The organism is Arthrobacter sp. Hor0625, assembly GCF_052567525.1.
This window is the reverse complement of sequence record NZ_CP199586.1, coordinates 2,978,924-2,999,194: the sequence shown is the minus strand read 5'-3', so window position 1 is coordinate 2,999,194 and position 20,271 is coordinate 2,978,924. Positions and strand designations below refer to the sequence as shown.

Annotated in this window: 19 protein-coding genes; 14 read left to right on the top strand and 5 right to left on the bottom strand. The window is 69.5% G+C overall.

Annotation, left to right across the window (positions count from 1 at the left end; genetic code table 11):
- The first annotated feature begins 90 nt into the window (after positions 1-90).
- The 13 genes from ACTWLI_RS13830 (at position 91) to ACTWLI_RS13770 (ending at position 14,142) form a co-directional block, all read left to right on the top strand.
- Entirely contained in the window at positions 91-291 is a 201-nt protein-coding gene (locus ACTWLI_RS13830) for a ubiquitin-like protein Pup (protein ID WP_445154361.1), read from the top strand.
- A gap of 63 nt (positions 292-354) precedes the next feature.
- Positions 355-1,191: a proteasome subunit beta gene (gene prcB, locus ACTWLI_RS13825; protein WP_445154360.1), complete on the top strand. Its 837-nt coding sequence runs from the start codon at positions 355-357 to the stop codon at positions 1,189-1,191.
- Position 1,192: 1 nt separating this feature from the next.
- Positions 1,193-1,900: a proteasome subunit alpha gene (prcA, locus tag ACTWLI_RS13820; RefSeq protein WP_445154359.1), complete on the top strand. Its 708-nt coding sequence runs from the start codon at positions 1,193-1,195 to the stop codon at positions 1,898-1,900.
- Between the two features lies 1 nt (position 1,901).
- Positions 1,902-3,266 carry a Pup--protein ligase gene (pafA, locus tag ACTWLI_RS13815; RefSeq protein ID WP_445154358.1) on the top strand — a complete coding sequence of 455 codons (1,365 nt, stop codon included), beginning with the start codon at positions 1,902-1,904 and terminating at the stop codon, positions 3,264-3,266.
- 112 nt (positions 3,267-3,378) lie between these two features.
- Positions 3,379-4,308: an FKBP-type peptidyl-prolyl cis-trans isomerase gene (locus tag ACTWLI_RS13810; RefSeq protein ID WP_445154357.1), complete on the top strand. Its 930-nt coding sequence runs from the start codon at positions 3,379-3,381 to the stop codon at positions 4,306-4,308.
- A 40-nt stretch (positions 4,309-4,348) separates the two neighbouring features.
- Complete coding sequence (locus ACTWLI_RS13805) at positions 4,349-4,744, top strand: FKBP-type peptidyl-prolyl cis-trans isomerase (RefSeq protein WP_056739347.1); 396 nt, start codon at positions 4,349-4,351, stop codon at positions 4,742-4,744.
- A 298-nt stretch (positions 4,745-5,042) separates the two neighbouring features.
- A complete protein-coding gene (locus tag ACTWLI_RS13800) occupies positions 5,043-7,058 on the top strand; it encodes a helix-turn-helix transcriptional regulator (RefSeq protein ID WP_445154356.1) in 2,016 nt (671 codons plus the stop codon).
- A gap of 5 nt (positions 7,059-7,063) precedes the next feature.
- Entirely contained in the window at positions 7,064-7,462 is a 399-nt protein-coding gene (locus ACTWLI_RS13795) for a hypothetical protein (protein ID WP_445154355.1), read from the top strand.
- Positions 7,463-7,497: 35 nt separating this feature from the next.
- On the top strand, positions 7,498-7,767 hold the full coding sequence (tatA, locus tag ACTWLI_RS13790) for a Sec-independent protein translocase subunit TatA (protein WP_056739341.1): 270 nt from the start codon (positions 7,498-7,500) through the stop codon (positions 7,765-7,767).
- Between the two features lie 6 nt (positions 7,768-7,773).
- Positions 7,774-8,610 carry a twin-arginine translocase subunit TatC gene (gene tatC / locus ACTWLI_RS13785; RefSeq protein ID WP_445154354.1) on the top strand — a complete coding sequence of 279 codons (837 nt, stop codon included), beginning with the start codon at positions 7,774-7,776 and terminating at the stop codon, positions 8,608-8,610.
- 24 nt (positions 8,611-8,634) lie between these two features.
- A complete protein-coding gene (locus ACTWLI_RS13780; RefSeq protein ID WP_445154353.1) occupies positions 8,635-11,547 on the top strand; it encodes a DEAD/DEAH box helicase in 2,913 nt (970 codons plus the stop codon).
- Between the two features lie 83 nt (positions 11,548-11,630).
- On the top strand, positions 11,631-13,292 hold the full coding sequence (locus tag ACTWLI_RS13775; protein WP_445154352.1) for an amidohydrolase: 1,662 nt from the start codon (positions 11,631-11,633) through the stop codon (positions 13,290-13,292).
- A 112-nt stretch (positions 13,293-13,404) separates the two neighbouring features.
- The gene (locus ACTWLI_RS13770; protein ID WP_445154351.1) at positions 13,405-14,142 is read left to right on the top strand and encodes a polyprenol monophosphomannose synthase; all 738 of its coding nucleotides are present in this window, start codon (positions 13,405-13,407) and stop codon (positions 14,140-14,142) included.
- 76 nt (positions 14,143-14,218) lie between these two features.
- Here ACTWLI_RS13770 and ACTWLI_RS13765 read toward each other — a convergent pair whose 3' ends face one another.
- From ACTWLI_RS13765 to ACTWLI_RS13750, 4 genes are all read right to left on the bottom strand, one after another.
- Positions 14,219-14,566, bottom strand: a complete 348-nt coding sequence (locus ACTWLI_RS13765; RefSeq protein WP_026266329.1) for an RNA polymerase-binding protein RbpA — start codon at positions 14,564-14,566, stop codon at positions 14,219-14,221.
- Positions 14,567-14,861: 295 nt separating this feature from the next.
- Complete coding sequence (locus ACTWLI_RS13760) at positions 14,862-15,890, bottom strand: SPFH domain-containing protein (protein WP_445154350.1); 1,029 nt, start codon at positions 15,888-15,890, stop codon at positions 14,862-14,864.
- 48 nt (positions 15,891-15,938) lie between these two features.
- Entirely contained in the window at positions 15,939-16,400 is a 462-nt protein-coding gene (locus tag ACTWLI_RS13755) for an NfeD family protein (RefSeq protein WP_445154349.1), read from the bottom strand.
- A 129-nt stretch (positions 16,401-16,529) separates the two neighbouring features.
- Entirely contained in the window at positions 16,530-17,399 is an 870-nt protein-coding gene (locus tag ACTWLI_RS13750; RefSeq protein WP_445154348.1) for a methyltransferase domain-containing protein, read from the bottom strand.
- Positions 17,400-17,480: 81 nt separating this feature from the next.
- Here ACTWLI_RS13750 and ACTWLI_RS13745 point away from each other — a divergent pair, with 81 nt between their 5' ends.
- Positions 17,481-19,562 (top strand): S9 family peptidase, encoded by a 2,082-nt coding sequence (locus tag ACTWLI_RS13745; protein WP_445154347.1) that lies wholly within the window; start codon positions 17,481-17,483, stop codon positions 19,560-19,562.
- 16 nt (positions 19,563-19,578) lie between these two features.
- Here the strand turns inward: ACTWLI_RS13745 and ACTWLI_RS13740 are convergent, their stop codons facing one another.
- Entirely contained in the window at positions 19,579-20,268 is a 690-nt protein-coding gene (locus tag ACTWLI_RS13740; RefSeq protein WP_445154346.1) for a peptide deformylase, read from the bottom strand.
- Positions 20,269-20,271 lie beyond the last annotated feature (3 nt).

Below are 20,271 nucleotides of genomic sequence, written 5' to 3'. Positions count from 1 at the left end.
CCCCGTTGGGCGTCCAAGCGTGGCAATATGGCTTTAAAGGCCGTCCTGTGCAGGATGGGACGGACGGTGGGATGAAAGAAGGAGAGCACGATGGCAGGCCAGGAGCAGCAGCAGCCGCAGTCCCGGGACACCGAGGTGGCGGAGGACCTTCCCGCCCCGCCGGCGGCGCCGGAGGCCCAGGCCTCGGCCGCGACCCAGGGCGTGGACGACCTGCTGGACGAAATCGACGGCGTCCTGGAATCCAACGCCGAGGAGTTTGTCCGCGCCTTCGTCCAAAAGGGCGGCCAGTAAGCCCGGAGAACACAGGGCTGTGGGCCGGAAGCCATTGATCCACTACGTTGAGGGAGTGCACCAGTGCAGGAATCGTCAGCCAACCAGCTAGCAGCGGACGCCACGTCCTCCTTCACCGAGCACCTGCGGCGCTCCCGGCCCGAACTGCTACCCTACAACGCCCTCCCGGCCGCCGCGCCCGGCGCTCCCGCGGCGCCCGGCGCCGGCCCGCTACAGGCTCCGCACGCCACCACGATCGTGGCCATGACCTATGCCGGGGGAGTGCTGATGGCGGGGGACCGGCGGGCGACCATGGGCAACGTGATCGCCAGCCGCCACATCGAAAAGGTGTTTCCCGCAGACCAGTACTCCGTCCTGGGCATCGCGGGTACGGCCGGCATCGCCCTGGACATCACCCGCCTGTTCCAGGTCGAGCTGGAACACTACGAGAAGATCGAGGGCACCCAGCTGAGCCTCGACGGCAAGGCGAACCGGCTCGGCGCCATGATCCGGAGCAACCTCCCGATGGCCATGCAGGGCCTCGCTGTCGTCCCGCTGTTCGCCGGGTTCGACCGCGCTGCCGGCGTCGGGCGGCTCTTCTCCTACGACGTCACCGGCGGGCGCTACGAGGAACAGGAACACCACGCGGTCGGATCCGGCTCAATGTTCGCCCGCGGTGCGCTGAAGAAGCTCTGGCGCCCCAACCTCTCCGAAACCGAAGCCGTCCAGGTGGCGGTGGAGGCCCTCTACGATGCGGCCGACGACGACTCCGCCACCGGGGGACCCGATCCGGTCCGGCAACTCTGGCCGGTCGTGTATACGGTCAGCCGCACCGGCGCCTTCCGGGTGGCCGAACCGGTCCTCGCGGCCGCCGCCGGCACCGTCATCGAGTCCCGCGCCGCAGCCCAGCGGGAGGCCTGAGATGACCCAGCAGTTCTATGTCTCCCCGGAACAGTTGATGAAGGACCGGGCGGACTTCGCCCGGAAAGGCATCGCCAGAGGCCGCTCCGTCGTGGTGATCAGCTGCCGGGACGGCATCGCCCTGGTCGCGGAGAACCCCTCACCGTCCCTGCATAAGATCGGCGAAATCTACGACAAGATCGCCTTCGCCGCCGTCGGCAAATACAACGAATTCGAGAGCCTGCGCCAGGCCGGGGTCCGGTACGCCGACGTCCGCGGCTATTCCTACGACCGCGGGGACGTCACGGCCCGCGGCCTGGCGAGCGTCTACGCGCAGAGCCTCGGCGCGGTGTTCACCGCCGAGCAGAAGCCCTTCGAGGTGGAGCTGGCCGTCACCGAGGTGGGGGAGCGCCAGGAGGCGGACCACCTGTACCGACTGACCTTCGACGGCTCGATTGCCGACGAACAGGGTTTCATCGTAATGGGCGGGCAGGCGGAGAAGGTCTCCGAGGCCGTCGCAGCCGGCTGGCGCAGCGAACTGGACTTCGCCGGGGCGATCAGGCTGGCCCTGGCCGGTCTCGTGGCCGACAAGGAAGACGCGCAGCTACCGGTTTCGGCCGTGGAGGTCGCCGTGCTGGACCGCGGCTCGGAAACCAGCCGCGGCACCCGCCGCGCGTTCCGCCGCCTCGACGACGCCGACGTCACGGCACTGCTGGGTGAGGAGAACTAGGATGGACAAGCGCATTTTCGGCATTGAAACCGAGTTTGGAATCTCGTATTCCAGCCCGGAATCCCGCCCGCTGGCACCGGAGGAGGTGGCCCGCTACCTGTTCCGCAAAGTTGTCAGCTGGGGCCGGTCCTCCAACGTCTTCCTCACCAACGGCTCCCGGCTGTACCTCGACGTCGGATCGCACCCGGAATACGCCACCGCCGAATGCGACGACCTGGCCCAGCTGATCGCCCACGATCGGGCCGGCGAACTGATCCTTGACGACCTCGTGGACGAAGCCCAGGAACGGCTCGCCGCCGAGGGATTCAACGGCACGGTCTACCTCTTCAAGAACAACACCGACTCCGCCGGCAACTCCTACGGAAGCCACGAGAACTACCTCATCCCCAGGCGGGGCGAGTTCTCCCGGCTGGCGGAGATCCTGATTCCGTTCCTCGTCACCCGGCAGCTGATTGCCGGCGCCGGCAAGATCCTGAAGACCCCGCACGGCGCCACCTACGCCTTCTCCCAGCGCGCCGACCACATCTGGGAAGGCGTGTCCTCGGCCACCACCCGGTCCCGGCCGATCATCAACACCAGGGACGAACCGCACGCCGACGCCGAGTTCTACCGGCGGCTGCACGTGATCGTCGGCGACTCGAACATGTCCGAGACCACCGCCCTGCTCAAGATCGGCACCGTGGACCTGATCCTGCGGATGATCGAGGCAGGGGTGATCATGCGCGACATGCGGATGGAGAACCCGATCCGCAGCATCCGGGAAATCTCGCACGACCTCAGCGGCCGGGCGCTGGTCCGCCTGGCGAACGGCCGCCAGCTCACCGCCCTGGAGATCCAGCGCGAGTACCTGAACAAGGTGACCGAGTTCGTGGCCGACCGAGGTCCGCACAACGCCCACGTTCCGCTCATCCTCGACCTCTGGGAGCGCACCCTCGACGCGATCGAAAGCGGCAACACGGCCGCAATCGACACCGAGGTGGACTGGGCGATCAAGAAGAAGCTGATGGACAGCTACCGGGAGCGGCACGGACTGGAGCTCGACTCGCCCCGGATCGCCCAGCTGGACCTCACGTACCACGACATTTCCCGCAGCCGCGGCCTGTTCTACCTGCTCCAGGCCCGCGGCGCGGCCCGCCGGGTGGTCGACGAAACCGCGGTCAAGGACGCCGTCGACGCGCCACCGCAGACCACCCGCGCGAAGCTGCGCGGCGACTTCGTCCGGCGGGCGCAGGAACTGGGCCGGGACTACACCGTGGACTGGGTCCATCTTAAGCTCAATGACCGGGCCCACCAGACCATTTTGTGCAAGGACCCGTTCCGCAGCGTGGACGAGCGGGTGGACGCCCTGCTGGACTCTATGGGCTGATACCCAGCTTTCCGCGATATTCTGGGTGAGGTGCCTTTCCACGGCCACCGCATGCTCTGCCGCCGGCGACAGCCCGGCACAGCGTCCATCCTGCCCCGACGAAAGTTCTTACGTGCGCCGACTATTAGCAATTCTCCTGCCCGGACTGCTGCTGCTCACCGCCTGTGGTGGCGGCGAGCCCGCCGCTCCGGAGCCCACCAGCCAGTCCGCCGGCGAGACAGCGAAGCTGGACTCACTGAAACTGACCGACAAGGGCGACAAGAAGGCCCCGGGCGTCGAATTCACCAAGCCGCTTGAGGTCAAAGACCCCACGGTCAAGGTCGTCACCGAGGGCGACGGCGACCGGGTCAAGGCCAACCAGGTAGCGGACATCTCGATCGTCGCCTTCAACGGCAAGGACGGCTCCACCCTCGAGGACACCTTCCCCAAGGATCCCGAGAAGCTTGAGCTGAACGACGAGCTCAAGACCGGCAGCGCCGTCATCTACAACGCCTTCGTTGGCGCCAAGGTCGGCTCCCAGCTGGCCCTCGCCGTTCCCGGCCAGGCCGCGCAGGGAGCTCCGGCGCAGCCCACCCAGCTGCTGGTCATCAAGATCCTCGCGGCCAAGGACGCCCCCAAGGTCCTGGACAAGCCCGAAGGCGACGCCGTGACGCCGCCGGCCGGCCTGCCCACCGTGAAGGAAAACGACAAGGGCGTTCCGGAGATCTCCGTCAAGGGCGTCGCCGCGCCCAAGGCCCTCATTTCCCAGGACCTGATCAAGGGCAAGGGCCAGGCCGTCAAGGCCAGCGACACGCTCACCGTCAACTACGTCGGCGTCGCCCTGGCCAGCGGCAAGGTCTTCGACTCGAGCTTCGCCAGCGGCAAGAAGGCCTCGTTCCCGCTCACCGGCGTGATCAAGGGCTGGACGCAGGGCCTCGCCGGCAAGACCGTCGGTTCCCGCGTGCTCCTGGTCATCCCGAAGGACCTCGCCTACGGCGACCAGGGCCAGGGTGACGCCAAGGGCGACCTCGTCTTCGTCGTCGACATCCTCGGCGTCAAGTAGCCAGCACCACTCACCGCAAGCCATCGAAGAAGGAGCAACCATGTCATTTGGACAGCGCAACCTCGACCGCCAGAAGCCGGAAATCGACTTCCCCGAAGGCGACGTCCCCACCGAACTCGTCATCACCGACCTGATCGAGGGCGACGGCCCCGAGGCCAAGGCCGGCGACACCGTCTCCACCCACTACGTCGGCGTGGCCTGGTCCACCGGCGAAGAGTTCGACGCATCCTGGGGCCGCGGCGCCCCGCTGGACTTCCGGGTCGGCGTCGGTCAGGTCATCCAGGGCTGGGACCAGGGCCTGCTGGGCATGAAGGTCGGCGGCCGCCGCCGCCTCGAGATCCCCTCCGAGATGGCCTACGGCTCCCGCGGCGCCGGCGGAGCGATCGGCCCGAACGAGGCCCTGATTTTCGTCGTGGACCTCGTCGCCGTCCGCTAGTCCCCACCGGCTCCCCGCCCTCGCAAGCTCGGGCCGGGACCCTCGCCGGCGGGGGCCCACCCACTCGCTCCCTGCCCTCGCAAGCTCGGGCCGGGACCCTCGCCGGCGGGGGCCCACCCACTCGCTCCCTGCCCTCGCAAGCTCGGGCCGGGACCCTCGCCGGCGGGGGCCCACCCACCGGCCGGCGTTGGCCATACCCACCGCATGGCTTGGAAGCGCGGTAACAATCGGAAGGCTCTTTCCGGTTGTTACCGCGCTTTCGCGTTTGCGGGCGCCCTGACTTTAGTACCCTTGCGGAGTGTCCGCCTCACGTACTGAACGCCTCCTGAACCTGCTGATCGCGCTGCTCAACACCAAATACGGCCTGCGCCGCGGCGAGTTGCGCGAAAAGGTCTACCACGACACCACCAGCTCGGACGACGCCTTCGGCCGGCGGTTCGAGCGGGACAAGGTCGAGCTGCGGCACTTCGGCTTCGACGTCGAAACCGTCACCGACCCGGGCTGGGGCTCCGACGATCCTGCCACCACCCGGTACCGGATCGGCAAGGAATCCAACCGCCTCCCCGACGTCGTCCTCACCCCGGCCGAATGCACGGTGCTGTTGCTCGCGGCGCAGCTCTGGGAGCAGGCCGCCCTCGGCTCCGCCGCCCGCGACGCCGTCCGCAAGCTCCAGGCCGCCGGCGGCCTCGCCGACGCCGAGCTGCCGCCCGGTGTCCAGCCCCGCATCCGCCCGGCAGGCCAGGCGTTCGAAGACCTCGTCGCCGCAGTCCACGGCCGCCATCCCGTGCGGTTCAGCTACCTGGCCGGCAGCACCGGCATCGAAGAAGAACGCACGGTCGAACCGTGGGGGCTGGGCAGCCGGTTCGGGCAGTGGTACCTCGTCGGCTATGACCGTGCCCGCAGCGGCCGGCGGTTCTTCCGGCTGTCCCGGTTCACCTCCGCCGTCGAGGTGCTGGAGAAGGACAGCTTCACCCCGCCGTCGTCCTTCAACGTCCGCGAACAGCTCGCCACCCTGCCCGAACTGCCGGTGCAGCACGCTGTCGTCGACGTCGCCCGGGGCGCCCTGCTCGGGCTGCGCAAGCACGCCGCACCGGCCGGCGACGCCGAAGCCTCCGCCGCTGTCCCGCCACGCCCCGGCTTCGACCGGCTCACGGTGCCCTACCGCGATGCCGAAACCCTCGCCGAGGAACTGGCCTCCTACGGTGCCAAAGCCGTCGTCGTCGCCCCGCCGGCGCTGCACACCGCGGTGCACCGGCGCCTGGCCGCCGCCGCCGCCTTCGCCGCCGTTCCCGCGCCGGAGATCGACTTCCCCGAGCACGCGCCGGCCAAGCGGGTGCGGAAACGCACCTCCGAGGACCAGCTCAAACGCATGCTGCAGCTGGTGCCCTTCCTGGTCCACAACCAGGGCCTGCACATCAGCGACATCGCCGCGCGGTTCGGCATCAGCCGCAAGGAACTCGAAGACGACCTGCGCATCCTGATCTGCTCCGGCCTGCCCGAGGGCTATCCGGACGACCTGCTGGACATCCGCTGGGACGACGACCACGTCTACATCCTCGAGGACCTGGACCTGAAGCGCCCGGTCCGGTTCACCGTGGACGAGGCCTGTGCGCTGCTCACGGGGCTGCAGGCGCTCAACGGGCTGCCCGGCCTGGACGAGGGCGGGGCCCTGGAATCGGTGACACTGAAACTCACCGCTGCCGCCGGCGAGGAGGGCCTGAAGGCCGCCGCCGTCTCCGGGCCGGAGGTGGCACCGAAAGACTCCGCCACCCTGGACGCCGCCCGGGAGGCCATTAGCGCCGGCGAACGGCTGCACCTCGAGTACCTGTCGCCGCAGCGCGACGCCGTGACCGAACGCGACGTTGACCCACTGCGGCTGTATTCCCTGGACAGCACCTGGTACCTGGAGGCCTACTGCCACCTGGCCAAAGGCCTGCGGAATTTCCGGCTGGACCGGATCCAGGGCCTGCGCCGCACCGGGGTTCCCGCCGGTCAGGCGGCCGCGCCTGCGGGCGGGTTCCCGGAGAAGCTGTTCACGCCCACCGACGACGACGCCGTCGTCGTGGTGGAGCTGACCCGGCAGGGAGCCGGACTGGCCGATGACTACTACGCCGAGCGCACCGCGGACCTGCCGTCCGGGAACCTGCTGGCCGAAATCCGGTTCGGCAGCGCGGCGTGGCTGCCCATGTTCGTGGCACAGCACGGCGGATCCGTCCGCGTCCTGGAGCCCCGGGCCCTGGCGGAGGAAACCAGGGCCTGGCTTGAAGCGGCCCTCGCCCGGTACGAACCCGCCCCCGCCGCCCGGCTAGACTGAACAGCATGCCTTGGTGGTCCTGGATCCTGATTTGGATAGCGCTCGTCGCGCTGTCGCTCCTGTTCTTCGGCGTGCTCGGCGTCCGCTTGTTCCGGCAGTTCATGGCCACCGTCAAGGAACTCGGGGAGGCGGGGGACCGCTTCGCGAACCTCGGCTCCGCGCCGCTCACCCCCGGTTCAGCCGTTGTTCATGTTGGGGACGTAGCGTCGGAGCACGACGGCGCGGGGAACTCCGCGGGGGCGCAGGCCGCCCCCGGCTCAGCGGTTTTTGCCCCGCCCGCGGCCATGCGACATGATTACCATGCATCCAAAGTCGCCCGGCAGGAAGCCCGGCGGTTGCGCCGGATCCGGCGCAAAGCGGAACGTGGCCAGCCCCAGGCGCTGCGCGACATCGATCTCCGTTAGACATAGGATGTACTCAAACGAAAGGACCATCCGGCATGAGGCTTGAAGGCTGGCATCTCATCATCATCATCGTCCTGGCACTGGTGCTCTTCGCAGCACCGAAGCTGCCCGGAATGGCCCGGAGCCTCGGGCAGTCGATGCGGATTTTCAAATCCGAGGTCCGCGAAATGAAGAAGGACGGCACCCCTGAGGCAGCCGCCGACCCCGACGCCGTCGAAGGCAAAGTCGTGAACCACCCCCGGTCCACCGGCACCGAAAGCCGCCCGGGCGGGGGAACCGATGTTCCGCCGCCGAACCGCGCCTAGAACCAGATGGCAGTAACCAAAAGCCGCCGATCGAATCCCGAGGGCCGGATGGCCCTCCTCGATCACCTCAAGGAGCTGCGGAACCGGCTCTTCAAGTCCGCCATCGCCGTCGTGCTCGGCACCGTCGTCGGATTCCTGGTCTACCAGCCCATGCTGGCGGCCTTGATCAAGCCCATCCGCGACCTGAACGAACACGAGGGTCGGCAGGCCTCCCTGAACTTCGACGGCGTGGCGAGCTCCTTTGACCTGATGATCCAGGTCTCCGTCTTCCTCGGCCTGATCGTGGCCAGCCCGGTCTGGCTCTACCAGCTCTGGGCGTTCATCGTGCCGGGCCTGCACAAGAAGGAGCGGCGGCTCGCGCTGTCCTTCGTGGCCGCAGCCGTGCCGCTCTTCGTCGGCGGCGTGCTGCTCGCGTGGCTGGTACTGCCCAACGCGGTGCGCGTGCTCACCGACTTCACGCCCTCCGGCGGCTCCAACTTCATCAGCGCGCAGGTCTACCTCTCCTTCGTGCTGCGCCTCCTGCTGGCCTTCGGCATCGCCTTCCTGCTGCCGGTGGTGCTGTTCGGCCTGAACCTCGCCGGCCTGATCAAGGGCCAGCAACTGCTGCGGAGCTGGCGGATCACCGTCTTCCTGGTTTGCCTTTTCGCCGCGATGGCAGCCCCGGGCGCGGATGCGATGAGCATGTTCTACCTCGCCGTGCCCATGCTGCTGCTGTTCTTCACGGCCATCGGGTTGTGCCTGATCAACGACCGCCGGCGGGAAAAGCGAGCGGCCAGGGTCGACGCCGAGACCGAAGCCACCGCTGACCGGGCGACTCCCAGCTCCGAGCTGGAGAATCTCTAGCCCGCAGCACACTAGGCTGGAATCATGTCCTCACTACCCGGGCCGGAGTCGCCGTCGGAGCGCTACCGCGCCAGCGCCGAGCGGGCCGCAGAAGCCAAGACCTACCTGGGCGGATTCACCCGTTCCCTCGCGTTCGAGCTGGACCCGTTCCAGCGCGAGGCCTGCCTGTCCTTGCAGGCAGGCCGGGGCGTCCTGGTCGCCGCACCCACCGGAGCCGGGAAGACGATCGTCGGGGAGTTCGCCATCTACCTGGCCCTCCAGCGCGGCCTGAAGGCTTTCTACACCACCCCGATCAAGGCCCTGAGCAACCAGAAATACACCGAACTGGCGGACAAATACGGCCCGGCCCAGGTCGGCCTGCTCACCGGCGACACCAGCATTAACGGCGAAGCTCCGGTCGTGGTCATGACAACGGAGGTACTGCGGAACATGCTGTACGCCGACTCCGCCACCCTGGATGACCTCGGCTACGTGGTCATGGATGAGGTCCATTACCTGGCCGACCGGTTCCGCGGGGCGGTCTGGGAGGAAGTCATCATCCACCTGCCCAGCGAGGTCCAGGTCGCCTCGCTCAGCGCCACCGTGTCGAACGCCGAGGAGTTCGGCGCGTGGCTGGACACCGTCCGCGGGCAGACGGACGTGATCGTTTCCGAACACCGCCCGGTGCCGCTGTGGCAGCACGTCATGGTGGGCCGCAAGATCGTGGACCTCTTCGCCGGCGACACCAGCTTCGACGAGATCGCACCGGCAGGCCAGGACGCCTCCGCGGCCACCGCCGAACCCGGCGCCGCACCTGGCGCAGGGCGGGGCACCGTCATCACCGAACGCGCCGGCTACGAGGTCAATCCCGAACTGCTGTCCATGGCGCGGGCGGAAAGCCAGATGAACTTCCGCGGCCGCTACGGCCACGGCGGCCGCCGGCAGCGCAACCAGCGCGGCCAGCGGGACTCTGCGCCCCAGGCCGCCCCGCGCAGCCCGGTCCGCAAGGCCAGCCGGCCGCAGGTCATCGCCAGCCTGGACCGGATGGACCTGCTGCCGGCCATCACCTTCATCTTCTCCCGCGCCGGCTGCGACGCCGCCGTCGCCCAGTGCGTCTCCGCCGGACTGTGGCTGACCACCGAGAAGGAACAGGCCATCATCGCCCGGCGGGTCGACGAGGCCGCCCAGGACATCCCCTCCGATGACCTTGATGTACTCGGTTTCTGGAGCTGGCGCGACGGCCTGCTCCGGGGCCTCGCTGCGCACCACGCGGGGATGCTGCCCACGTTCAAGGAGGTCGTGGAGAAACTCTTTGCGGACGGCCTGGTCAAGGCCGTGTTCGCCACCGAAACGCTGGCGCTCGGGGTCAACATGCCCGCCCGTTCCGTCGTGCTGGAAAAGCTCGACAAGTTCAACGGCGAAGCCCACGTCAACATCACGGCGGGGGAGTACACCCAGCTCACCGGCCGGGCCGGCCGGCGCGGGATCGACGTCGAAGGCCACGCCGTGGTGCTCTGGCAGCCGGGGACCGACCCCGCCGCCGTCGCCGGTCTCGCGTCCCGGCGTACCTACCCGCTGAACTCCAGCTTCCGGCCTACCTACAACATGTCCATCAACCTGGTGGCCCAGTTCGGCCGCGCCCGGGCCCGTGAAATCCTCGAATCCTCCTTCGCGCAGTTCCAGGCCGACCGTTCGGTCGTCGGCCTCGCCAAGCAGGTCCGCAGCCGGGAGGAATCGCTCGCCGGCTTCAGCAAGTCGATGAGCTGCCACCTAGGCGACTTCACCGAATACGCCCGGCTGCGCCGTGCCCTGTCCGACGCCGAGAAGACGGCCGCGCGGGGCACCTCGCGGGCGCGGAAGTCCCTCACTGAGGACTCGCTGAGCCGCCTGCTGCCCGGCGACGTCGTGGACGTCCCCTCCGGGCGGGCGCCGGGGCTGGCCGTCGTGCTGAGCTCGGACCACCATTCACGGGAGCCTCGCCCGGCTGTCATGACCCTGGACAACCAGCTGCGCCGGATCGGCCTCACCGACGTCGAGGGCCCGCTCTCACCCCTCACCCGGGTCCGGATCCCGAAGTCCTTCAACGCCAAGGTGCCCAAGTCCCGGCGAGACCTCGCATCCTCGGTCCGCAATGCGCTGCGGGAGAACCGGCCGCCGGCGCCTCCCAGCCGGGACGAGGACTTCGGCCGCGCCGCCGCCGCGCCGAACATGGAAAAGAAGATCACCGAGCTGCGCCGCGAACTGCGCGCCCACCCGTGCCACGGCTGCAGCGAACGCGAAGACCACGCCCGCTGGTCCGAACGCTGGTGGAAGCTCCGGCAGGAAACTGACGGCCTGATCCGGCAGATCCAGGGCCGCACCAACACCATCGCCAAGACCTTCGACCGCGTCTGCGCGCTCCTGACCAGCTACGGCTACCTGGAGAGCTCCGAATCCGGGCAGCTGGCCATCAGCCCCGACGGCCAGCGGCTCCGCCGGATTTACGGGGAGAAGGACCTGCTGATCTCCCAGTCGCTGCGGATGGGGGCCTTCAGTGACCTGGACGCCGCCGAGATCGCGGCGCTGGCCAGCGTCCTGGTCTACCAGGCCAAGCGCGAGGACCGCGGCCTGCGGCCCAAGATGCCGAGTGTCTCGCTCGAATCCGCCGTCGACACGGTGGTGCGCGAATGGTCTGCCCTGGAAGACGCCGAGGAAGCCGGCAAGCTGCCGCTCACCGGCGAACCGGAACTCGGACTGGTCTGGCCGATCTTCAAGTGGGCCAAAGGCCGGCACCTGCAGGACGTGCTCAGCGGCACCGACCTGGCCGCCGGCGACTTTGTCCGCTGGGTCAAACAGGTCATCGACCTGCTGGACCAACTGGCCAAGATCCCGAGCCTGGATCCGCGCGTCGCCCGGCTCTGCGCCGAGGCGATCACCCTGGTCAAACGCGGGGTCGTGGCGTACTCATCGGTCGCCTGACCGGCTGACCGCCGGCCACCCTGCATCCCGCTTCCCACCCCGCCCGGCCGACGCCGGGCACCAGCTACAAGGAGTATTCCGCCATGACCGCTTCACCGTCCCGGCCGCGCAAAGTGACGCTGTACCGCAACGGCTCCGTCTACACCGCTGCGGATCCCTTCGCCACGGCCGTGCTGGTCGACGGCGACACCGTCGCCTGGGTCGGGTCGGAACAGGCCGCGACGTCCATCGCGGACTCCAGCATGGAGGTCATCGACCTTAAGGGCGCCCTGCTCGCGCCGGGGTTCGTTGACTCCCACGTCCACCTGACGGAAACCGGCATCGCCCTGGAATCGCTCCGGCTCGGCGGTGTCCGGTCAGCGGCCGAGCTCCTCGACGCCGTCGCCGGCTACGCCGCGGCGGGATCCGCAGCGGACGGCCCTGTCCTGGGCCACGGCTGGGACGAGACCCTCTGGACTGATCCGGCGCTGCCCACCCGCGCCGAACTCGAACGCGCCGCCGGTGGCCGTCCCGTCTACCTGTCCCGGGTGGACGTGCACTCCGCGCTGGTCTCGGACTCCCTGGCCGGCGCGGCGGGCCTCGGATCCCTGGATGGCACCGGGCCGGACGCGCAGGTCAAGCGCGCCGCCCACACTGCCGCGCGGCTGGCTGCCCGGAAACTCCCCGCAGCCGCCGTGACCGGTTACCAGCAGGCCGCCCTGGCCGAGGCCGCCGCGAACGGCTACGTGGCGCTGGCCGAGATGGCCGCCCCGCACATCGGCAGCATCGAGGACCTCCGCCTCGCCGCCGGCTGGAACGCCGCGGACCGGCCGGGGCAGCCGGCGCCGGAGATCCTGCCCTACTGGGGCGAGCTGGCTGCCTCGGAGGACCACGCCCGCAGCATCCTGGATGCCCTGGGGGTGCCTGTCCTGGGTCTGGCCGGGGACCTGAACATGGACGGATCCATCGGCTCGCGCACCGCCGCGCTCCGTGAGGACTACAGCGACGCCGCGGGGGAGCGGGGCACCCGGTACCTCTCCGTGGACGAGGCGGCGGCGCACCTGGCCGCCTGCTCGCTGCTGGGCCTGCAGGCAGGCTTCCACGTCATCGGGGACGCCGGACTCGACGCCGCGCTTGAGGCCATGGACCGTGCGGCCGCCGAGGTCGGCGAGCAGCGCATCCGCGCGGCGGGCCACCGCCTCGAACATGTCGAGCTCGCCGACGCCGCAGCAATCACGCGGCTGGCGCACTATTCGGTGACCGTCAGCGCCCAGCCAGCCTTCGACGCGCTCTGGGGCGGCGCGGACAGCCTGTACGCCCAGCGGCTAGGCGCGCGCCACACGGCCATGAACCCGTTCGGGTCCTTCTACTCCGCCGGCGTTCCGGTGTGCTTCGGCAGCGACAGCCCGGTCACGCCGCTGCGGCCCTGGTCCAGCGTCCGCGCCTGCCTCGAACACCACAACGACGCCGAACGGATCTCCGCCCGCGCCGCCTTCCTCGGCCACACCCGGGCCGGCTGGCGGGCCGCCCGGTACCGCAACCCGATGGCCGGCCAGCTCGTGCCGGGCGCGCCGGCCAGCTTCGCGGTCTGGGAAGTGGAGGAGCTGATGGTGCAGGTGGCCGACGGCCGGGTGCAGTCCTGGAGCACGGACCCCCGCGCCCGGACGCCCCTGCTCCCGGCGCTGGACACCGGGACCGACCCGGTGTGCCTACAAACGGTGCGCGACGGCGTCGAACTTTTCGCCAACGGCGCGCTCCGCGGCTAGCCGGCGCCCGGATCCGGTCCGCCGGCTGGCTATAATGGAGAGCTGTGCCTGTCGCCGGCCAACCGCCGGCACTCCCGGCCCTCCGACCGTTTCCCCAAGGAAAGGCCCCGCTGTGCGTGTCCTCACGATTATCCCGACCTACAACGAGCTGGAATCGTTGCCCAAGACCCTTGGGCGCCTGCGCACCGCCGTCCCCGCCTCCGACGTGCTGGTCGTCGACGACAACAGCCCGGACGGCACCGGAGAGCTCGCCGACAGCATCGCTGCCACCGACAGCCAAGTCCACGTCCTGCACCGTGCCGGCAAGGCGGGCCTCGGCGCGGCCTACATCGCAGGTTTCAAGTGGGGCCTCGAGGCCGGCTACGACATCCTCGTCGAGATGGACGCGGACGGTTCGCATAAGCCGGAGCAACTGCCGCAGCTGATCGAGGCGGTGGAACAGGGCGCTGACCTTGCCATGGGCTCGCGCTGGGTGCCGGGCGGAAGCGTAGTGAACTGGCCGCTGTACCGGCAGGCCATCTCCCGCGTTGGCAGCACCTACGCCCGGGTCATGCTCGGCGTCAAGATCAAGGACGTCACCGGCGGCTTCCGTGCGTTCCGCCGGACCACGCTGGAAAAGCTCAACCTGGATTCTGTCGACTCGGTTGGTTACGGCTTCCAGGTGGATCTGGCGTGGCGCGTCGCGCAGCTGGGCCTCAACATTGTGGAGCGCCCCATCACCTTTGTCGAACGCGAACTCGGTGCGTCCAAGATGAGCGGGAACATCGTCCTCGAGGCCATGGTCAACGTGACCAAGTGGGGCCTCACCGCCCGCTGGAACACGCTTAGCCGCAAGCTCGGCCGCCGCTAGGACCAGCCGACGCAAAACAGGCCGGGCCAGCACCTCGCTGAGGTGCCGGCCCGGCCTGTCTTCGAAGGACGCAGCGTCAGGCGGAGCGGCGTTCCCCGCGACGCTCACGCAGGATGGTGAGGCGGTCTTCGAGGATCTGCTCCAGCTCCGGCAGGGAGCGGCGTTCCAACAGCATGTCCCAGTGCGTGCGGACGGCCTTTTCGTTGCTGTTGACGGGGCGTTCGCCGTCGACCAGCAGCGCTTCCTTGCCGGTCTTGGAAACCCATACCGGCGGAATCTCGGCCTCGGAGGAGAAGGTTACGAAGACCTGCTCGCCGTCCTCGCAGCGGTACTCAACCCGCTGGCGCGGAGCCGGTTCGACGCCGGATTCCGTCTCCATGCTCTGTGCGCCAAGGCGCATGCCCCGCAGGCTGCGATCGCTCATCTTTTCTCCCTTATGCTCGGTTCCCAGGGCCCGGCCCTGCGCCGGCAGCCGCCGCTAGGCGCCGCCGGACTGTGTGTTGCATTGCGTTCCCTGTGCACCTGGAGGTGCACTTTTTATTGCCCAAAATCGACACTAGGTTCAACGCGCCGCGAAGCTTCTTTGTTCCAGCCAGCCGTACCGGCCGGACAAATACTCCACTATACGCGCCTGCGACCCGGCAGGTAAAGCCGCCGGACCGCGAAGGCCCGCCCCGCCGTGGTGGCGGGGCGGGCCTTCAGGGCACTGCAGGTTGTTCCTAGGCCTCGGGCGCGAAGCCGGGGCCCGACGTCGGGGCCGGCGGCGCCGGCGGCGACACCGGGGCCGGGGCGGCCGGGGCAGCTGCCGCCGGAGCCTGCCGGCCGGAACGGCCGTCGGGGTTGCCGCCCGGGACCTGCTCCGCGTCGGCCGCGGCGCCGAAACCGCCCAGCGCGCCACCGATGCCCTTGAGCGCTTCACCGACTTCGCTGGGGATGATCCACAGCTTGTTGGAGGTGCCCTCGGCGAGCTTCGGCAGCGTCTGCAGGTACTGGTAAGCGAGCAGTTTCTGGTCCGGGTTGCCCTTGTGGATGGCCTCGAACACCTTCTGGATTGCCTGGGCCTCACCGTCGGCCCGCAGGATTGCCGCCTGCGCGTCACCTTCGGCCTTGAGGATCGACGACTGGCGCTGGCCCTCGGCGGTCAGGATGGCGGACTGCTTGGTGCCTTCGGCCGTCAGGATGGCCGCGCGGCGGTCCCGTTCGGCACGCATCTGCTTCTCCATCGAATCCTGGATGGAGTGGGGCGGATCGATGGCCTTCAGCTCCACCCGGGAGACCCGGATGCCCCAACGGCCGGTCGCTTCATCCAGGACTCCGCGCAGCTGCCCGTTGATCTGGTCCCGGGAGGTCAGGGCCTCTTCGAGGTTCAGGCCACCGACGACGTTGCGGAGCGTGGTGGTGGTGAGCTGTTCGACGGCCTGGATGTAGTTGGCGATCTCGTAGGTGGCGGCGCGCGCGTCGGTCACCTGGAAGTAGACGACCGTGTCGATGGACACCACGAGGTTGTCCTCGGTGATCACCGGCTGCGGCGGGAAGGAGACGACCTGTTCGCGGAGGTCCAGGAGGGGCAGCAGCCGGTCAACGAACGGAATCAGGAGCGTCAGGCCCGGGTTCAACGTCCGCTGGTACTTCCCGAGGCGCTCCACGACGCCGGCGCGGGCCTGCGGAACAATCCGCACCGACCGCACGAGCACGATTATGACAAACGCTACGAGTACCAGCAGCACTACTGCGACTGCGATATCCATACATCACCTTTTCCCCAAATTGTGTAGTTATGGTCGGCGCGGCAGCTGCTACCGCGCCCCGGGTTCCTGCTGCGGAACGATCATCGCAGTAGCGCCGTCAATGGCACTGACCACCGCGCGCTGTCCGGGCGCCAGCTCCCCGGACACCGAGCGCGCGCTCCAGACGTCGCCGCCGATCTTGACCAGGCCGCCGTCGGAGCTGACCTGCTCCACGACGATGGCAGGTTCGCCAATCAGCCGTTCAATGTTGCTGCGCTGGTCAGCCGGGCTGTTGCGCAGGTGCTTGAGCGCCACGGGGCGCACGAAGCCGATCATGAGCAGGGAAACGACGCTGAAGACGACGATCTGCAGCCACGGTTCGGCGCCGCCGAAGTCCGCCACCAGTCCGGCCAGGGCGCCGCCGCCAAGCATGATGAAGAAAAGATCGAGGGTGAGCATTTCCACCACGGCGAACACCAGGAACACCGTGAGCCACAGCGCCCACCAGTTTTCGGCCAGCCATTCGAACATTTCGTCCCCCTTGGCCACGCGCTGCGGGTGCTGCGGACGCAGACCCGGCGTGGCTTGGTTCCATCCTAAGCCGGGGGGCAAGCCTGTGGGGCGGGGCGCCGTAGCCAGCCGGCGACCGTGGCCAAGTCGTTATTCCGCGGCGGCGGGAACGGGCGGCTCCAGCGGTGCGAAGACGCTGATCCGGAACCGGGCCGCGACGTCGGTGCGGGCCGGCAGTGCCGCGGTACGTGCCGCCAGCTCCGCCCGGTCCAGGTGGTGGCCGGCGGGACCCATCAGGGCGAGGTTGGCCACGTCCGCCGGCGCCAGGCCAAGGGTCAGGTCGAGTTCGTGGTCCCCGGCTGCCCGGAAGTGGCCGGAGAGCGCGGCGGCCAGTCGTTCCTCCTTGGCCGGTTCGATCCCCAGCATGCCGGTAAGTGCCGCCACCTCCGCCAGGTGCCCCGGCCGGGGCGTAACCACGACCAGCCGGCCGCCGGGGCGCAGCACGCGGGCGAACTCCGCCGCGTTGCGCGGCGCGAACACCACGGACACGACGTCGACGGCGTCGTCCGCGAGCGGAAGCCGCTGCCACACATCGGCGACGATGCTGACGGCCTCGGGGTTCAGCCGGGCCGCACGGCGGAGCGCGAACTTTGAGATGTCCAGTCCGACAGCCGCAGCCGGGACACGGTCCAGCAGGGCGCGCAGGTAGTGCCCGGTGCCGGTGCCGGCGTCGAGCACGGCGGCGCCGGGGGCTGCGAGGAACGGTGCCGCCAGTCCGGCGACGGCGTCGGCGAGGGGTCGGTAGTGCCCTGCGGAGAGGAAATCAAAGCGCGCCGCGACCATGTCCGCGGCGTCCGCCTCGAAGACGGTGCCCTTGCCGGTAAGGAAGTTGAAGTAGCCCTGCCGGGCAGCGTCGAAGCTGTGACCGGCGGGACAGACGAGGCGCCGGCCGCCGCCGTCGGCCTCCAGCCGCTCCCGGCACACCGGGCAGGTCAGGGCGGGGAAGGTCCGGGCGAACATAGCCTCCATCGTACGGCGGCCGGAGGACGCGGCCCGGCGGGGTGTTTCACGTCACGTCCGTTGGGGGTTAGGCTCGCACTCGTGAAATCCCACCACCTGCCCCTGCTCAAGTCCGTTTCGGCCCCGACCGTGCACCCGGACGGCACCCATGCCGTCGTGTCCGTGATCCGGCCTGATTTCGACGCCGACGCCTATGTGGGCCAGTTGTGGCACGTGCCGGTGGACCCGGCGCTGCCGCCGCGCCGGCAGACCCGCGGTTTCCGCGACACGGCGCCGGCGTTTTCGCCGGACGGCCGGATCCTCGGCTTCCTTCGGGCCGCGGCCGGCGGAAAGCCGCAGCTGCACGTCGTTGAAGCCGCCGGCGGGGAGCCGGTACCGGTCACCGCCGCGCCGCTTGGAGTCAGCGCCTTCACCTGGGCTCCCGATTCGCGCAGCGTGGTCTTCAACGCCAGGACCCCGGAGGAGGGCAGGTACGGCACCATCGAGGGGGTCGGCGCCGGCGCCGAGGATGCCCGGCTGATCACGGAGTACAAATACCGGATGAACGGGGTCGGCTACACGGCGGACAAACCGCTTCAGCTGTTCGCCGTCGATGTCCCGGACCTGGCCGCGGAGCCTCCGGTGGCGCCCGCCGGACGGGCGCTGAAGACCGGAGCCGGCAGCCGCGACGGGGAAGGCGACGGCGTGCCGGCGGCCCGGCAGCTGACGACCGCGCGGACCGACCACTCCGGCGCTTCCTGCAGCGCCGACGGCCGCTACGTGTACTTCACCGCTGCCCTGCACGAGGGGAGCGACAGCGACCTGGGGAGCGGAATCTACCGCCTTCCGCTGGATCCGGCCGCGCAGTCGGAACCGGAAGATCTCACCCCGGCCAACCTTGGCCGGCTGTCGGTGGCCGCGGTCCGCGAAAGCCGTGACGGGCACTGGCTCTATTTCACCGCCCAGGACATCGGGGCGTCGGGCCGTGACTTCGTAGCCCGCAACACAGCGCTGTACGTCCTGCCCGCCGGCGGCGGCGACGCGGCCCGGCTCAGCGACCCGGAGATCACGGACCTGGCCGCCGGCGGCATCGAGGCGCGCGGCGCCGATGGTGCCATGGTGCTGAACAACGCCCGCGGCACCGTCCAGCTGCTGGCCTACGGCCCGGAGGGACGCTCCGAGGTGCTGCTCGACGGGGACAGGGTGGTCACCGGCGCGGCGGAAGCGGGAGGTGTGGTGGTGCTCAGCTTCAGCGAGGCGCAGAGCGCCGGCGATGTGGCGGTCCTGCGGGAGGCGCGGCAGGAGGGGGCGCGGGATGACAGTGCCCGGCTCCAGGTCCTGACGGACTTCTCCGCGCCGTTGCGAACCGACGCCGGGATCATTGCCCCGCAGGAGCTGACGTTCGCCTCGGCCGACGGTTACCCGGTGCACGGCTGGCTGGTCCGGCCGGAGGGCGAGGGCCCGCATCCGGTGCTGCTGAACATCCACGGCGGCCCGTTCGCCCAGTTCACCGGCGCCCTCTTCGACGAGGCGCAGGTTTACGCCGCCGCCGGGTACGCGGTCCTGATGTGCAATCCGCGCGGCTCGGCGGGCTACGGCCAGGCCCACGGACGCGCCATCAAGGAGCGGATGGGCACCCTGGACATGGAGGACGTCCTGGCGTTCCTGGACGGGGCGCTGGAGAAATTCGAGGAACTCGACGGCGGCGCCCTGGGCATCATGGGCGGCTCTTACGGGGGTTACCTCACCGCCTGGACCATCAGCCACGACCACCGGTTCAAGGCGGCCATCGTCGAACGCGGCTTCCTGGATCCGGTGAGCTTCACCGGCAGCGCCGACATCGGCTGGTTCTTCGGCGGCGAGTACACCGGATCCGATCCCGACCAGGTCGAGGCCCAGAGCCCGATGGCCCGGGTGGACCAGGTTCGGACCCCGACCCTGGTGGTGCACAGCGAGGAGGACCTGCGCTGCCCCGTGGAGCAGGGCCAGCGGTACTTCACGGCGCTCAAGCGGCTGGGCGTTGAGGCTGCCTTCCTGGTCTTCCCCGGAGAAAACCACGAGTTGTCCCGTTCCGGCACCCCGCACCACCGCCGGCAGCGCTTCGACGAGATCCTGCGGTGGTGGGCGCAACACCTTCCGACGGCGTCGAACCCGTCCCCGGCGGACGCGCCCGCCGCCGGCTAGGCGCCGTCGGACACAGCTAAGGTCCGTCCGGCAGGAACCCAAGTTCCTGCCGGGCGAGGCTGATGTCCGGCTGGGACCAGCGGGAGGCGTACTCGGTGTTGCTGCTCAAGGAGCGCAGTTCCGCGCGGTCAAGGTAGAGGACGCCGTGCACGTGATCGGTTTCATGCTGCACGATGCGGGCCTGCCAGCCGCTGAACTCCCGCTGCTGCCGGGTGCCGTCCGGGGCGGTGAAGTCCAGCCGGACCGCCGTCGGCCGGCGCACCGCGGCCTGCAGCCCGTTCACGGACAGGCAGCCCTCGTAGAACGCGCTGTAGGCGGTACCCACCGGCGTGTATTCAGGGTTCAGCATGGCAAAGAACGGCAGGGGCTCCCTGCCCCGGGCCGCGGCGACCACCGGATCCACCTCGAAGTTGTCTTCAAGCACGGCAAGCTGCAGCGGAATCCCAAGCTGCGGAGCGGCGAGGCCAACCCCCGGCGCCTTGTGCATCACCCGGCGCATCAGGTCGATCAACCGGCCCAGCCGTTCCTCGTCGAGCTGGCCGGTGAACGGGACCGCCTGGTGGCGCAGAACCGGATGGCCCACCTGGACGATGGGCGGCAGCACCCCGGCGTCGAGGATATGGTCCACCAGCTCCCGGATCTGGTCGTCGCTGGCCCCGCTCAACGGGGCGTCGTGGTTGGCTTCGTTCCTGGCGTCTGCAGACATGGC